Here is a 15,885-nt window from a genome sequence, read left to right as displayed (position 1 = left end):
GCGGGGCGACGTGATGAGAGCCGCCCGTTCTTCCCGCCCCCCGACGACCGGGAGACACGTCCATTTGTAGTGAAACGCCTGCCCCGAAGTCCAGCCAGCGGCCCGGAAAGCCCGAGTTTCGATGTGCTCGGGCCTCCCTGGGACTGCTCGGCGCGGCGCGTCAGGTGCGTCAGACGTCCAACAGCAGACGCTCCGGGTCCTCGATGCACTCCTTGACGCGCACGAGGAACTGGACGGCCTCGCGGCCGTCAATCAGCCGGTGGTCGTAGGTGAGGGCGACGTACATGATGGGGCGGATGACAATCTGCCCGTCGCGCACGACGGGGCGCTCCACGATGTTGTGCATGCCCAGGATGCCCGTCTGCGGCGGGTTGATGATGGGCGTGGACAGCATGGAGCCGAAGATGCCGCCGTTGGTGATGGTGAAGGTGCCGCCCTGGAGGTCCGCCAGGCCCAGCTTGTCGTTGCGAGCCCGGGTGCCCAGGTCCGCGACGCCCTTCTCCAGCTCCGCCAGGGACAGCTTGTCCGCGTTGCGCAGCACGGGGACGACCAGGCCGCGGCTGCCGCTCACCGCCACTCCGATGTCGTAGTAGTGCTTGAAGATGACGTCCTCGCCGTCAATCTCCCCGTTCACCTGCGGGAAGGCCTTGAGGGCTTCGATGGACGCGCGGACGAAGAAGCTCATGAAGCCCAGCTTCACGCCGTGCTTCGCGAGGAACTTGTCGTTGTACTTCTTGCGCAGGGCCATCACCTCGCCCATGTCCACCTCGTTGAAGGTGGTGAGCAGGGCGGCGGTGGACTGGGCCTGGACCAGGCGCTCCGCGACGCGCTTGCGCAGCGGCGTCATGCGCACGCGCTCCTCGCGGGCGGCGTTGGGGCGGGGGCCCGCGGGCGTGGCCGGGGCGGCGGGCTGAGAGGGCGCGGTCGGGCGGTTGAGCTGGCCGAGCACGTCCTCCTTGGTGATGCGGCCCGCGGTGCCGCTGCCCTTCAGCTGGGAGACGTCCAGCTTGTTCTCCTCCGCCATCTTCCGGGCCGTCGGCGTGATGCGGGCATCCGAGCCCCCCGAGGCCTCCGCGGCGGCGGCCACGGGAGCCGGAGCCGGGGCGGCGGGAGCAGCGGCGGCGGGCTTGGCGGCGGGAGCGCCGGCACCGGCCTCGATGAGGCCGAGCACGTCACCCACGCGCACCTTGTCGCCCTCCTTGAAGGCGACGCTGGCCAGGGAGCCGGCCGCGGGAGCGGGCACGTCGATGGTGACCTTGTCGGTCTCAAGGACGACGAGCGGCTCGTCCGCCGTCACCGCGTCACCGGCCTTCTTGTTCCACTTGCCGACGACGGCCTCGGTGATGGACTCACCCAGGGGGGGCACTTTCAGTTCAACGGCCATGCTTGGTCCCTCGGAAGATGGCTTCCTCGATGATGAGCTGCTGCTCGATTTCGTGAGTCTTGGGGAAGCCTGTCGCGGGGCTGGCGGCCTCCGCGCGGCCGATGTACCCCAACTTCACCTGCGGCTGCGAGCGCGACGACACCAGGTCGTGCATGCGCGGGAACATGTAGTGCCACGCGCCGGCGTTCTTCGGCTCTTCCTGCACCCAGTACATCTCCGTCAGCTTCGGCAGCTTGGAGAGCAGGCTGGCCAGCTCGTCACCCGGGAACGGGTAGAGCTGCTCCAGGCGGACGATGGCGATGCTGTCGTCCTTGCGCTCGTCGCGGGCCTTCACGAGGTCGTAATAGACCTTGCCGCTGCACAGCAGCAGGCGCGTGACGCCCGCCGGGGCGACCTTGTCCAGGATGACCTCCTGGAATGAGCCCGTGGCCAGCTCCTCCAGCTTGCTGGTGGCCTCCGGCCGGCGCAGCAGGCTCTTGGGCGACATGATGACCAGGGGCTTGCGCACCGGGCGCAGCACCTGGCGGCGCAGGAGGTGGAAGATCTGCGCGGGCGTCGTGGGGTAGCAGACCTGGATGTTGTCCTCGGCGGACAGGTCCAGGAAGCGCTCCAGGCGGGCGCTGGAGTGCTCCGGGCCCTGGCCTTCGTAGGAGTGCGGCAGCAGCAGCGTCACGCCGCTGAGCCGGCGCCACTTGCTCTCACCCGCGGCGATGAACTGGTCGATGATGATCTGCGCGCCGTTGGCGAAGTCGCCGAACTGGGCCTCCCAGATGGTCAGGCCCTCCGGGACGTCCAGGCTGTAGCCGTACTCGAAGCCCAGCACGCCCATCTCCGACAGGGCGCTGTTGACGACCTGGAAGCGGGCGCGGCCGGTGGAGAACTGCTGCAGCGGCGTGTACTCGGTGCCCGTCTGCACGTCGTGCAGCACCGCGTGACGGTGGCTGAACGTGCCGCGCTCACAGTCCTGGCCGGACAGGCGGACCGGGTGGCCCTCCGCCAGCAGGGTGGCGTACGCGAGCGACTCGCCCTCGCTCCACTGGAGCTCCTCGCTGTCCAGCATGCCCAGGCGCTTCTTGATGACGGTGCGCTCCACGTCGCGGTGGACGTGGAAGCCCTCGGGCAGCGCGCACAGGCGCTGGAGCGCGTCGCGCAGCGTGGCCTTCTCCACGGCCGTCTTCACCTGGGGGGCGTTCTTCTGCACGCCGCCCTGGTACGTCTTCCACAGGCCCTCCAGCGCGCTGGGCTCCTTGAACTGGCTCTCCTGGCGCGCGCGGGCGAGCGCCGCGTCGAACTCCTGGAGGCAGCGCTGCTTGATGGCCTCCGACTCCTCGGCCGGAATCCGCGACTGCTCCGCGAGCGTCTTCGCGTAGAGCGTGCGCACCGTCGGGTGCTTGCGGATGAGGTCGTACATCGCCGGCTGCGTGAAGGACGGGTCGTCACCCTCGTTGTGGCCGTAGCGGCGGTAACAGATGAGGTCGATGACCACGTCGCTGTGGAACGTCTGGCGGTACTCCGCCGCCAGCCGCGCCACGTGCACGCACGCCTCCGGGTCATCTCCGTTCACGTGGAAGATGGGGATGTCCAGCATCTGCGCGATGGCGGTGGCGTAGATGGAGGAGCGGGAGTCATGCGGGTCGGTGGTGAAGCCGACCTGGTTGTTGATGACGACGTGGAGGGTGCCGCCGGTGTTGTAGCCCTTGAGGCCCGACAGGTTGAGAGTCTCCGCGACGACGCCCTGGCCCATGAAGGCCGCGTCGCCGTGGATGAGCAGCGGCATGACGCCCACGCGCTCGGTGTCGCCGAAGCGCTCCTGCTTGGCGCGCACGCGGCCCTCGACCACCGGATTGACGGCCTCCAGGTGGCTGGGGTTGAAGGCCAGCGACAGGTGGACGTTCTTCCCCTGGCGCGTGACGTGGTCCGACGAGAAGCCCATGTGGTACTTCACGTCGCCGCGGCCCAGGTACGCCTTGGGGTCCTTGGGGCCGTCGAACTCGCTGAAGATCTGGCTGGGCTGCTTGCCCAGGATGTTCGTCAGCACGTTGAGGCGGCCGCGGTGGGCCATGCCGATGACGACTTCCTTCAGGCCCAGGCTGGCGCCGACCTCGGCGATGGCGTCCATCATGGGGATGAGCGCCTCTCCGCCGTCCAGGCTGAAGCGCTTGGCGCCCACGTACTTCGTGTGCAGGAAGTTCTCGAAGCCCTCCGCGTAGGAGAGCTTGGTGAGGATGTGGCGCTGGTCATCCACGGAGAACGCGGTGTGGTTCTCGCTGTGCTCCATGCGCTGCATCAGCCAGCGGCGGCGCTGGCTGTCGAGAATCTGCATGACCTCCACGCCGATGCTGCCGGTGTACGTGCGGTGCAGGCGGTTGAGCAGGTCGCCCAGCTTCACGCGCTGCTGCTCGAAGGCGCCGCTGCTCTCCACTTCCTGCTCGCGCTCGCGCGCGGAGAAGTGGCCGTCATCCACCATGCCCACGTCCGCGATGTGCTCCAGCGCGGGGCGCGGACGGTCCAGCGGATCCAACCGGGCGCGCAGGTGGCCGCGCAGGCGGAAGGCGAAGAGCGTCTGGTCCACCTTGGACTGCAGCTCCAGCGCCTGGGAGGGCGCGGCCGCGGGCGCCGCCGGAGCCGGGGCCGCGGCGGCCGCCGGAGCCTCCTTGGCGGCGGCTTTGCCATTCTTGCCAGGCTGAACGGCCGGCGCGGGCACCTCCAGCAGCTTCGTGTTGAAGATGGGACGGCCGGCACCATCGTTCCGCTCGAAGACCTCCCGCCAGCTCGCGTCCACGCTGGAGGGGTCCTCGAGGTAGCGGGCATAGAGCCCCTCGATGAAGTCGATGTTGGCGCCGGAAAGGAACGTGTCCTGGAAGTTCGCCATGGCGTGTCGTCTTTTACTGGAAGGCCGCCCCGTTGGGGGTTTTTCAAGGCATCTTTGTGGCCTACCGGAGGCATAGCAGGGCCGGGGGCGGTTTGAGCGGAGCAGGTGGATTCATGCTCCTGTTGAGCCCAGCTTCACCTCGGAAATCCCAGGGCCGGAAGGTCCCTTCCTTCCCAGGATGGGAAGACCCTGACACCCGGGGACTCCCCGCGCCCGTTTCGTCCCGTTTCGGTCGAAAGGAGTGCTAGACAGCCCGCTCTTCAACCTTCCCCTCCCACGAGGCGGTTTACATGCTGCTTAAGGGCAAGAAGCTGCTCATCACCGGGGTGCTCACGCCCCAGTCCCTCGCCTTCGGCATCGCCGAGCACGCGCTCGAGCAGGGCGCGGAGATCCTCCTGACGGGCTTTGGCCGGGCCCTGTCGCTCACGGAGCGCAGCGCGAAGCGGCTCAAGCCGGGCATCGAGGTGCTGGAGCTGGACGTGACCAACCCCGCGCACTTCGCCGCGCTGACGGGGGAGATCCAGAAGCGCTGGGACCGGGTGGACGGCGTGCTGCACGGCATCGCCTACGCCCCGGACGACGCCCTGGGCGGCAACTTCCTCAACACGCCCTGGGAGAGTGTGCAGACGGCGTTCCGCATCTCGGCGTTCTCCCTCAAGGAGCTGGCCGTGGCGTGCGCGCCGCTGATGCCGCCGGGCGGCTCCATCGTGACGCTGGACTTCGACAACCGCGTGGCGTGGCCCATCTACGACTGGATGGGGGTGTGCAAGGCCGCGCTGGAGTCCACGGTGCGCTACCTGGCGCGGGACCTGGGCCCCAAGGGCATCCGGGTGAACGCGCTGGCCGCGGGGCCGCTGTCCACCATGGCGGCCAAGGGCATCCCTGGCTTCAAGGTGCTGGAGCAGTACTGGGGTCAGCAGGCGCCCCTGGGCTGGAACTCCAAGACGAGCCACGACATGGTCTCCCGGACCGCGTGTGCCCTGCTGTCGGATTGGCTGCCCTCCACCACGGGCGAAATGATCCACGTGGACGGTGGCTACCACGCCATTGGCGCACCGCCAGTGCCCCCCGAGGCGGCGGAAGGTGCTCCTCCGGCGGCGACCAAGCCGCCCAGCCCGTAGGCCGAGGGCTCGAGCAGCCCCAGGTCATTCGGCACCTGCCCACCTTTGTCGGAGTGGGCGGGTGTCCTGCTTTCTCCCGTGGGAGCCCTCACGGTAGAGTCTCCAACGTATCGCAGGGGTGACCCGCGTTGGGCGGCCCCGTGCGCAGGAGCCGTGGCACCGTGAGCACCAACAGCACCAACAGCGCCAAGGTCTTGCTGGTGGACGACAGCCCGACCGTTCGGAACATCGTCAAGATCTACCTCATGAACCTCCGGGTCGAGGCCTTGGAGGCGGACGATGCGGCGCGCGCCCTGAAAATCCTCCAGCTCGTTCCCGTCAACCTGGTCATCGCCGACATCAACATGCCGGGGATGGATGGCATCACCTTCGTGAAGGAGGTGCGGGCCAGCCGCAACGCGCAGCTGCGCTCGGTGCCCATCCTGCTGCTGACGGCGGAGAAGAGCGTGGACCTGCGCCAGCGCGGCACGGAGGCGGGCGCCAATGCCTTCATCCAGAAGCCGGTGTCCCACCACGAGCTGACGGAGACCGTCCGTCAGTTCCTGTCCAAGGCCTGATGCCGTGAGCCTGCCGTCCCTGCTGCTCGTCGACGACAGCGACGCCATCCTGGCGCTCGAGCGCGCCATCCTCTCCGGCCACTACACCATCCACACGGCCAGCAACGGCCGCGAGGCGCTGGACAAGGTCTCCCGGCTGCAGCCCGCCGCGGTGCTGTTGGACCTGTCCATGCCGGAGATGGACGGTGACGAGGTCCTCCAGCGGATGAAGGCGGACCCCGCCACGGCGGACATCCCCGTCATCATCATCTCCTCGGAGAAGTCGCGCGCGGAGGCGTGCCTGGGGCTGGGCGCGGAGACGTTCCTGGCCAAGCCGTTCCGCGCGGACGAGCTGCTCTTCGCGGTGGGCGAGGCCCTGGCCAGCTCCCGCCGCCGAGCGCGCACCGGCTCGCTGCTGGTGCTGCGGGTGACGGTGGGCACGCTGGAGTTCGCCATCCCGTTGGACTCGGTGCGCGAGGTGCTCCTGCAGCCCGCGACGCGGCCGCTGCCCACGGCGCCCTCGTACCTGCGCGAGTACGTGGAGGTCCGGGGCGAGGCGCTGTGCGTGCTGGACGTGGCGCGGCGCCTGGGCGTGGAGCACACGCTGCCGCGCGTGGAGCGGATGCTGGTGGTCATCCAGGTGGAGGGCGTGGCGTTGGCGCTCGCGGTGGACACGGTGAAGGACCCGGAGGAGTTCGGGGCGGCGGACATCGACCGGAGGGAGCGCGTGGGAGGGGCGGACCATGGCCCGCTGCGCGAGGGATTGGTGGGCATGTTGCGCGTGGGCGGGCGGCTGTTGCCCATCCTGGACCCGAAGGTGTTCGTGGGGCGTGGGCTGTTGCGCGAGCTGCCGAAGATGGTGGAGGCCGCGGAGGCCGGGCGGAGCGCATGAGCGCAGAGCTTGACCCGCGGCTTCTGTCCCGGGCGCGGGAAGTGGTGTCATCCATCACGGGCTTCCGCGAGGACGCCATCGCCGCGGAGGCCATGGAGCGCGTGGTGCGCGGTGAGCTGGCGCGAGGCCGTTCGTCCGCGGACCTGCTGGGGGAGATGTTGTTCCCCCAGTCGCCCCTGGCCAACACGCTGGTGCGCGCGGCGCTGGTGGGGGAGACGTACTTCTTCCGGCAGCCGGAGCACTTCCGCTACATCTCCCAGGAGGGCGTGCCCGCGGCGCTGCGGCGAGGCGCGCTGGCGCTGCGCGGCTGGAGCGCGGGCTGCTCCACGGGCGAAGAGGCGTACTCGCTGGCCGCGGCGCTGCAGGCTTCCGTCGCCCACGGCTTCCCGGTGGAGGTGATGGGCACGGACCTGCACGAGGCCAGCCTGGAGACGGCGCGCCGGGCCTCCTACGGCACCTGGTCCCGCCGCGAGTCCGCGCCGCGCCTGTTCCCGCTCTACCTGGATGGGGCGGACCGGCAGGTGACGATTCTTCCCGTCGTGCGCCGCATCACCTCCTTCGCGCAGTCCAACCTGCTGGCGCCGCTGCCCGAGCGCTTCGGCCGCTTCGACTTCATCCTCTGCCGCAACGTGCTGACCTACTTCTCCCCGGCCGCGCGCGACGCGGCCATCGCGCTGCTCGCGCGGACGCTCAACCCCGGCGGGCTGCTCTTCCTGGGCGCGGTGGAGGCGGACCGGGTCCCCGCGGGCATGGTCCGCGAGGGGCCTCCGGAGCTCCAGGCGTTCCGCCTGCTGGGGCCGGGGGAGTCCGCCACGCCCGCGCCGGTGGCTCGGGTGATGGAGCGCGTGGCTCCACCCGTGATTCCCGTGCGCAGGCCGAAGGCCGCGCCCCCGCCCGTGCCCGCGCAGGTGACGCCGCCTCCGCCGCCCGCGCGGCTGCACCTGGATGCGCTGGAGCGCATCGAGGAAGGCGACGCGAACGGGGCGCTGGCGGTGCTGGAGTCGCTGGTGCGTCAGGCTCCCGACTACCTGCCGGGCCTGCTGGAGCTGGCGCTGTTGCGTGAGCGCTCCGGCGCGCGAGAGGCGGCCGTTCCGCTGATGCGCGCCCTGCGCATGCGCGCCGAGCGGCTGGCGCCGGACCAGCTCGTGGATGGGCCGGAGGCGCTGCCGGCGCGGTTCTATCAGGCGTCCGCCGACGCCTACCTCAACCAGGGGGCGCTCGAATGAAAATCCTTCCCCGGAGCATGGAAGAGGCCCAGGCACAGGAGGCCGCGGAGCTCTTGGAGCGCCGCGCGTCGCGCCTGCGGGAGCAGGCCGAGACGACCGTCGAGGAGGCGGTGCACTGGATTGCCGAGTTCCCCCTGGGCGAGGAGCGCTACGCGCTGTCGCTGGAGATGCTGCGCGCGGCGCTGCCCCTGCGGATGGTGACGCCGGTGCCCTTGTCCGCGCCGCACGTCGTGGGCGTGCTGCGCTTCCAGGGCCAGGTGCTCTCCGCGCTCAGCCTGGCGTCGATGCTGGGCGGGCACGGCTGGCGGCAGGACCCGGCGGTGTTGCTGGTGGTGGACCGCGGCGACGGCGAGCTGTGCGCGCTGGACTGCGAGGCCATTCCCCGGCCCACCACGCTGCCGATGAGCGCGGTGGAGGCCGCGCGCGTGCGGGCCGAGGGGCCGGTGACGGAGGTCTTCACGCACGACCGGCAGCTCATCCACCTCATCGACCTCAAGCGCTTGTTCGCCGTGCGCTCGACGGGAGGACGCAATGCCCGTTGACCCGATGCTGCAAGGCCTGGTGACGGGCTTCGCCGTGGAGGCCCAGGAGGTCATCCAGAAGGTCACCATGGACCTGCTGGAGCTGGAGCGCGAGGGCCTGGACGCGGCCGCGCTCGGCAAGCTCTACGTCCGGCTGGGCCGCCACCTGCACACCCTCAAGGGCAGCGCGTCCAGCCTGGGGCTCCAGGACCTGGGCGACATCGCCCACAAGCTCGAGGACGCGCTCGCGCCGCTCAAGGCCAGCGCGCGGAAGATGCCCCGGTCCGTGGTGGACGTGCTGCTGCACGGCCTGGACCTCTTCATGCTGCGCGCGCAGGCACACGCGGACGGACGCGGTGACGCGCTGCCGGACCCCGCCGCCGCGCTGGCGCAGCTGGTGGCGGAGGGGCCCGCGCCGGAACAGGTGAGCGCGAGCGTCCCCGCGGACGCGGCGGTGTCGCCCCTGGGCGCGCAGGAGGAGGCGTCGCCGGACGGCGCGCTGGCGATGAACCCGGACGCGCTGCCGGAGTCGGCGGACACGGGCTGGCGCGTGGGCGCGCGGCAGGTGACGGCGCTGATGCGCGAGGTGGAGCGGCTGCGCGAGGTGCGCCTGCGCGTGGAGGAGCGAGGCCGCGAGCTGGAGCGCGTGGTGACGGTGCTGGCCCGGCAGGGGCTCTTGGCGGAGACGGCGGAGGCGCGCACGCTGCTCTCCGGCACGGCGCGCCTGCTGCGCACCGATGGCGAGGAGACGAGCGACATCGTCGACGCGCTGGAGGAGGGCCTCAAGGCCATCACCACGCGTCCGGTGCGCACGATCCTGGACCCGCTCCAGCGCATGGTGCGGGACTTGTCGCGGCAGCTGGGCAAGGAGGCCCGGCTGTCGGTGGTGGGCTCGGAGCTGTCGCTGGACCGGCGCCTCCTGGAGAAGCTGCAGGGCGCGCTGGTGCACCTGTTGCGCAACGCGGTGGACCACGGGCTGGAGATGCCGTCCGCGCGCGAGAAGGCGGGCAAGCACCACGAGGGCGCGCTCACGCTGCGCGTGGAGCAGCAGGGCAACCTCCTGTTCCTGGAGTGCGCGGACGACGGCGCGGGCATCGACGTGACGCGGGTGCGCAAGGTGGCCGAGTCGCGCGGCCTCCTGTCCTCCGACGAGGGCGACCGGCTCAACGACAACCAGCTGCGAGACCTCATCTTCCGGCCGGGCTTCAGCACGCGCAGCGACGTGACGGACACCTCCGGCCGAGGCGTGGGCCTGGACGCCGTGCGTGCGTCGGTGGAGGCGCTGCAGGGCCGCATCGAGGTGAACAGCGCGCAGGGCCAGGGCACGCGCTTCGTGATGACGCTGCCGGTGGACCTGGGCAGCTCGCCGGTGTTGGTGGTGCGCGCGCTGGAGCAGCTGGTGGGCCTGCCGATGCTCGCGGTGGAGGCCACGCAGCTGGCGCGCGCGGACTCGCTGCGCATCGGCAAGCGCAAGGCGCACCTGGAGTACCAAGGGCAGCTGTTGCAGGTGGTGGACCTGGGCGCGCGGCTGGGCCTGCGGGCCTCGGCGCCTCCGGCGGAGGGCCAGCCGCTGCTCATCGTGCAGAGCGGAGGCAAGCGCGTGGCGCTGGGGGTGGACGCGGTGGTGGGTGACAGGGATTTGGTCATCCGGCCGCTGCCCTCGGAGGTCCGGGACGTCCCGGCCTGGCAGGGCGCGGCGACGCTGAGCCGAGGCGAGCTGCTGCTCATCTGCCGGCCGGACTGGCTGGTGACGGAGACGGGCCAGACGACGGTGACGGCGCAGCGCCGGGCGCTGGTGGTGGACGACTCGCTCACCGCGCGCGCGCTGCACCGGGCCATGCTGGAGGCAGGTGGCTTCAGCGTGCACCTGGCGGCCAGCGGGGCGCGGGCGCTGGACCGGCTCCAGACGGACACCTACGACGTCGTCATCTGCGACCTGGACATGGAAGAGATGGACGGCACACAGCTCATCGCCCGATTGCGGGAGAAGCGCGAGACGGCGTCGCTGCCCGTCATCCTCGTCTCCGCGCACGACAGCGCGGCGGCGCGTGAGCGGGGCATGGCTGCGGGAGCGGATGGATATCTCAGCAAGCGCGAGTGTGCCGCGGGTCGGCTGCTCGCGGAGGTGCTCGACGTGATGAGCCGCAGGGGAGGGCGCGCGTGAACAACCGTCGCCCCATTCGCGTGCTGGTGGTGGATGACTCGCCCACCATGGCCAACACGTTGACGGCCCTGCTCACCGAGGACCCTCGCATCGAGGTCGTCGGTCGCGCGGGAGATGGCAACCGCGCCGTCCAGCTCGCGCGGCTCTTGCGCCCCGACGTCATCACCATGGACCTGCTGCTGCCGGGCCTGGACGGGCCGGCCGCCATCGCGGCCATCATGTCCCAGTCCCCCGCGCGGGTGCTGGTGGTGAGCGCGGTGGCCGAGCAGCGCGGCGTGGACCTGGGCTTCCAGGCCATGAGCGCCGGCGCGCTGGAGCTCATCGGCAAGCCCAACGTCACCAACGTGGAGGAGCTGCGCCGGTGGGGCAAGGACCTGGCCCACTCGGTGTGCCTCATGGCTGAGGTGCCCGTCATCTCCCGCCGCGCGCGCACGGGCGCGGTGACGCCGCCGCCCATCGGCGCGCGGGTGGATGTGTTCGGCATCGTGGCCTCCACCGGGGGCCCGCCCGCGCTGGCGGAGCTCCTGTCCAAGCTGCCCAAGGACCTGCCGGTGCCGCTGCTCGTCGCCCAGCACATCACCGTGGGCTTCACCCAGGGCATGGTGCGGTGGCTGTCCCAGGTGACGACGCTGACGGTGGATGTGGCCCGGGACGGCGAGCGGCTGGAGCCGGGGCGGGTGTACTTCCCGCAGGACGGCCAGGACCTCCTGGTGGACTCCACGGGCCTGGCGCGGATGCAGCCCAGCCGAGGCGGGCCGTGCCCCAACGGCGACGTCCTGCTGGCGTCGCTGGCGCAGGCCTTCGGCCGGCGCAGCGGCGGCGTGGTGCTCACCGGCATGGGCGAGGACGGCGCGCGGGGCCTGTTGGCCATCCGCAAGGCGGGCGGCGTCACCTTCTCCCAGGACGAGGCCACCTCCGTCGTCTACGGCATGCCGCGCGCGGCGCTGGAGATTCGCGCGACGGACCAGGGCGTGCCGCTGTCTTCCCTGCCGGAGCTCCTCCTCCAGAGCTGTGTGCCGCTCAACTTCCGCGCCGGAGGCGGGCGGGGCGAGGGTGGGGTGGGGCGATGAGTCGCCGGTTGCTTGTCTCGAGTCGTAGGTCCTGGCCCCGCGCTCGCGCGGGTGTCGTCCCGCGGTTTTTCCGGGTGGTGATGCCGTGAGCTCCGAACAGACTTCCTTCACCACGCAGCTGGGCCAGCAGTTCCGGCAGTCGCTGGGACTGGCGCCGAAGCTGGTCCTCGTCACCACGCTCGTCAGCGCCACGGTGGCCGCCATGCTCACCGGCATCGCCACGCGGCGCCTGGAGAGCGACCTGGTCAACGCCCACATGGGCGAGGGCAAGCTGCTCTCCCGTCACCTCGCCGTGGCCGCGGAGCAGGGCGTGGCGGCGGGTGTCGCCGCGCTCCAGCCCATGCTGGACGTGATGCGAGACACCGAGGACGTCTCGTACGTCTTCCTGACGGACGTCTCCGGCAATGTCGTGGCGCACACGCTGCCGGGCGCGTTCCCCGACTCGCTGAAGGTGGCCACCGCGCACCAAGGCGACGTGAGCGAGCAGACCGGCTGGGGCTCGGTCCTGGAGGTGGAGTCCGGCGGCAAGCAGTTGCGCGCGATGAACGTGATGGCCCCGGTGGCCGGTGGCCGGCTGGGCAAGGTGCACGTGGGCATCTCCCGGGACCACATCGACGACGTGGTGTCGGAGCTGCACTGGCGCATGGTGGGCTTCGCGGCGCTGCTGGTGGCGCTGGGCGTGGCCGTGGCGGCGGCCTTCGGGCGGAGCATCGTGCGGCCCATGCGCGAGCTGACGGAGGTCACCAGCCACATCGTCGAGTCCGGAGACCTCACCCGTCCCATCCAGGTGAAGAGCGGCGACGAGGTGGGCCGGCTCGCCAACTCCTTCGCGCAGATGGTGGCCCGGCTGCGCGAGGTGACGCTGAACCTCCAGCAGGCGGCGCAGGCGCTGACGCAGTCGACCGAGCACCTGAACACCTCGTCCACCGAGCAGGCGCAGACCATCTCCCGTCAGGCCGCCGCGCTGCAGGAGACGCAGGTGACGGCGCAGGAGATCAAGCAGACCTCCATGCTGGCCGCGCAGAAGGCGGAGAGCGTGCTGTCCGTGGCGGAGCGCGCGGACGCGCTGGCGCGCTCGGGTGAGGCCGCGATTGAACAGACGATGGCGGGCCTCAACGACATCCGTGTCCAGGTGGGGGAGATTGCCCAGAAGATTCTCGAACTGGGCGAGCGCACGCAGCAGATTGGCGGCATCACCCAGACGGTGAAGGACCTGGCCGACCAGTCCAACATGCTCGCGCTCAACGCGGCGATCGAATCGGTGCGCTCGGGCGAGCACGGCAAGGGCTTCGGCGTGGTGGCGCGGGAGATTCGCGCGCTCGCGGACCAGTCCATCCAGGCCACCACGCGGGTGCGGGAGCTGCTGGACGATATCGCCAACTCGGTGACGGCCGCGGTGCGCATCACGGAGCGCGGCGCGGAGCGCATGGAGTCGGGCCTGACGCAGGTGCGCACCAGCGGGCAGAACCTGCGCGAGCTGTCCTCCATCGTCCAGGACAACGCCGCCGCCGTCCGTCAAATCGCCGCGGCGGTGAGCCAGCAGAACGTGGGCATCAACCAAATCACCCTGGCGGTGAACGACTTGTCCAAGATGATGGACGAGACGGTATCGCGCATCGGCTCCACGGGCGAGGCGGCCACCACGCTGCAAATCATCTCCGAGCAGCTCTCCAGCGCGGTGAAGATCTACCGCGTCGAGTAGCACGCCTCCGGATGTGAAGAGGCCCCGGCTCCCTCACTGGGGAACCGGGGCCTTTCCATGTCGGGCGTCGAGTCGCGAGGGCCGGACTACGCCGCCGCGGGCTCCGCGGCGGGAGTGGTCTTCAGCGCGAGGCCGTCGCCACCCGCCTCCACGTCGTAGTGGGCGGTGCCGCCGTGCTTCAGGTCTCCGAAGAGGAGCGCCTCCGCGAGCGGCTTCTTCAGCGAGTTGTCCACGAGGCGGGCCATGGGCCGGGCACCGAAGGCCGGGTCATAGCCCCGCTCCGCCAGCCACGCGCGCGCGGCGGGCGACAGCTCCAGCTTCACCTTGCGCTCCTCGAGCATCTTCTGGAGGAGGCGGACCTCCTTGTCGACCACCTTGAGGATGATGTCGGGCGGCAGGCCGGAGAAGAGAATCCACCCGTCCAGCCGGTTGCGGAACTCCGGCGTGAAGGTGCGCTCAATGGCCTTCTTCGCGCGGGTGGCGTCCGCGGGCTTGGCCAAATCACCGAAGCCGATGGACTTGGTGCTCATCTCCTGAGCGCCCGCGTTGGTGGTGAGGATGAGGACGATGTTGCGGAAGTCCGCCTTGCGGCCGTTGTTGTCCGTCAGCGTCGCGTGGTCCATCACCTGGAGCAGGATGTTGAAGAGGTCCGGGTGGGCCTTCTCGATTTCATCCAGCACCACCACGGCGTACGGATGCTTGCGCACCGCGTCCGTGAGCAGGCCGCCCTGGTCGAAGCCGACGTAGCCCGGAGGCGCGCCGATGAGCCGGCTCACCGTGTGCTTCTCCGAGTACTCGCTCATGTCGTAGCGCAGGAACTCCACGCCCAGCGACTGGGCCAGCTGCTTGGCCAGCTCCGTCTTGCCCACGCCCGTGGGGCCCGAGAAGAGGAACGAGCCGATGGGCTTCTCCGGCGCACGCAGGCCGGAGCGCGCCAGCTTGATGGCGCTGACCAGGTCCTTGATGGCGGCGTCCTGTCCGAAGATGACCCCCTGGAGCTCCTTCTCCAGATTCTGGAGCTGCACGCCCTCGCTGGCGGACACGCTCTTGGCGGGAATCTTCGCCATCTTCGCGACCACGAGCTCCACGTCCGCGCCCGTGACGGTGTTGGTGCGGATGCCGTCCGGCTTGAGCTTCTCCGCGGCGCCCGTCTCGTCGATGACGTCGATGGCCTTGTCCGGCAGGAACCGGTCGTTGATGTGCTTGGCGGACAGCTCCGCGGACGCACGAATCGCCTCGGGCGTGTACTTCACGCCGTGGTGCTCCTCGTAGCGGCTCTTGAGCCCCTCCAGGATGAGGATGGTGTCCTCGACGGACGGCTCCGCCACTTCAATCTTCTGGAAGCGCCGCGACAGCGCGCGGTCCTTCTCGAAGGAGGACTTGTACTCCTGATACGTCGTGGAGCCGATGCACCGCAGCCTGCCGCTCGCCAGCGCGGGCTTGAGCAGGTTGGACGCATCCATGGAGCCGCCGCTCGTCGCGCCCGCGCCGACGATGGTGTGGATTTCGTCGATGAAGAGGATGGCGTCCTTCTGCTCCTGCAGCGCCTTGAGCACGCCCTTGAGCCGCTCCTCGAACTGGCCCCGGAACTTGGTGCCCGCCAGCAGCGAGCCCATGTCCAGCGAGTACACCACCGCGTTCTTCAGCGGCTCCGGCACCCGGCCTTCGTGGATGTGCAGGGCCAGGCCCTCGGCGATGGCCGTCTTGCCCACGCCCGCCTCACCCACGTAGAGCGGGTTGTTCTTCCGGCGGCGGCTGAGCACCTGGATGGTGCGCTCCAGCTCCTTGTCCCGGCCGATGAGCGGGTCGATGCGACCTTCCTTCGCCTCGATGTTGAGCTGGAGGGTGTACAGCTCCAGCGGGCTCTTGCGCGGGGACTCCTCGTCGTCGTCGTCCCCCGCGGGGACGGTGCCACCCTCCGGGCCCTCCGCCTCGCCGTCCTCGCCCTCTCCGTCCTTGGAGATGCCGTGGGAGATGTAGTTGAGCACGTCCAGGCGGGTGAGGCCCTCCTGCTGGAGCACGTAGAGCGCGTGGCTCTCGTCCTCGCGGAACAGGGCCACCAGCACATCGCCTCCGTCGACGAGCTTCTGCTCGGCGGACAGGGCGTGCATCGCGGCGCGGTGAATCACCCGCTCCACGCCGATGGTCTGCTGGGGCTCGGCCTCCACGTCTTCAGGCAGGCGTTCGACCGTCTCTTCCAGGAACTCGGTCAGCCGCTCCTGGAGGCGCTTCACGTTCACTCGGCACGCCTTGAGGACCTCGCGCGTGCGTGCCTCCTTCGTCAGCGCCAGGAGCAGGTGCTCCAGCGTCAGGTACTCGTGGCGCATCTTCCGCGCCTCATCCAGGGCGGTGCGGAAGCTGGCCTGCAACTCTTTGGCAATCAGCGGTCCTGCCACG

Annotated in this window: 11 protein-coding genes; 8 read left to right on the top strand and 3 right to left on the bottom strand. The window is 70.3% G+C overall.

Translation table 11 applies throughout. The features are described 5' to 3' along the window. Nucleotides 1-169: 169 nt before the first annotated feature. Together odhB and MYSTI_RS33055 are read right to left on the bottom strand one after the other, a co-directional pair. Nucleotides 170-1,384 (bottom strand): 2-oxoglutarate dehydrogenase complex dihydrolipoyllysine-residue succinyltransferase, encoded by a 1,215-nt coding sequence (gene odhB, locus MYSTI_RS33060; RefSeq protein WP_015352190.1) that lies wholly within the window; start codon nt 1,382-1,384, stop codon nt 170-172. Further along, a complete protein-coding gene (locus MYSTI_RS33055; protein WP_015352189.1) occupies nt 1,374-4,256 on the bottom strand; it encodes a 2-oxoglutarate dehydrogenase E1 component in 2,883 nt (960 codons plus the stop codon). The genes odhB and MYSTI_RS33055 overlap by 11 nt, the downstream gene beginning before the upstream one ends. Before the next feature lie 290 nt (nt 4,257-4,546). On the opposite strand from MYSTI_RS33055, the gene fabI reads away from it, so the two are divergent. From fabI to MYSTI_RS33015, 8 genes are all read left to right on the top strand, one after another. Continuing rightward, complete coding sequence (gene fabI / locus MYSTI_RS33050; protein WP_015352188.1) at nt 4,547-5,377, top strand: enoyl-ACP reductase FabI; 831 nt, start codon at nt 4,547-4,549, stop codon at nt 5,375-5,377. 161 nt (nt 5,378-5,538) lie between these two features. Then, on the top strand, nt 5,539-5,934 hold the full coding sequence (locus MYSTI_RS33045; RefSeq protein ID WP_015352187.1) for a response regulator: 396 nt from the start codon (nt 5,539-5,541) through the stop codon (nt 5,932-5,934). A 4-nt stretch (nt 5,935-5,938) separates the two neighbouring features. Then, nucleotides 5,939-6,805: a response regulator gene (locus MYSTI_RS33040; RefSeq protein ID WP_015352186.1), complete on the top strand. Its 867-nt coding sequence runs from the start codon at nt 5,939-5,941 to the stop codon at nt 6,803-6,805. Beyond that, nucleotides 6,802-8,031 carry a CheR family methyltransferase gene (locus MYSTI_RS33035; protein ID WP_015352185.1) on the top strand — a complete coding sequence of 410 codons (1,230 nt, stop codon included), beginning with the start codon at nt 6,802-6,804 and terminating at the stop codon, nt 8,029-8,031. The genes MYSTI_RS33040 and MYSTI_RS33035 overlap by 4 nt, the downstream gene beginning before the upstream one ends. Continuing rightward, on the top strand, nt 8,028-8,573 hold the full coding sequence (locus MYSTI_RS33030) for a chemotaxis protein CheW (protein ID WP_015352184.1): 546 nt from the start codon (nt 8,028-8,030) through the stop codon (nt 8,571-8,573). The genes MYSTI_RS33035 and MYSTI_RS33030 overlap by 4 nt, the downstream gene beginning before the upstream one ends. After that, a complete protein-coding gene (locus MYSTI_RS33025) occupies nt 8,563-10,716 on the top strand; it encodes a hybrid sensor histidine kinase/response regulator (protein ID WP_015352183.1) in 2,154 nt (717 codons plus the stop codon). The genes MYSTI_RS33030 and MYSTI_RS33025 overlap by 11 nt, the downstream gene beginning before the upstream one ends. Next, nucleotides 10,713-11,786: a chemotaxis protein CheB gene (locus MYSTI_RS33020; protein WP_015352182.1), complete on the top strand. Its 1,074-nt coding sequence runs from the start codon at nt 10,713-10,715 to the stop codon at nt 11,784-11,786. The genes MYSTI_RS33025 and MYSTI_RS33020 overlap by 4 nt, the downstream gene beginning before the upstream one ends. An 85-nt stretch (nt 11,787-11,871) precedes the next feature. Next, nucleotides 11,872-13,488, top strand: coding sequence for a methyl-accepting chemotaxis protein (locus tag MYSTI_RS33015; RefSeq protein ID WP_015352181.1), 1,617 nt, complete (start codon nt 11,872-11,874; stop codon nt 13,486-13,488). 86 nt (nt 13,489-13,574) lie between these two features. Here the strand turns inward: MYSTI_RS33015 and clpA are convergent, their stop codons facing one another. Continuing rightward, nucleotides 13,575-15,884: an ATP-dependent Clp protease ATP-binding subunit ClpA gene (gene clpA, locus MYSTI_RS33010; RefSeq protein WP_015352180.1), complete on the bottom strand. Its 2,310-nt coding sequence runs from the start codon at nt 15,882-15,884 to the stop codon at nt 13,575-13,577. Nucleotide 15,885: the final 1 nt, after the last annotated feature.

Origin of the sequence: Myxococcus stipitatus DSM 14675, from assembly GCF_000331735.1 — a bacterium.
In the GTDB taxonomy this organism is placed as follows: domain Bacteria; phylum Myxococcota; class Myxococcia; order Myxococcales; family Myxococcaceae; genus Myxococcus; species Myxococcus stipitatus.
This window is presented reverse-complemented; position numbering and strand designations above follow the sequence as displayed.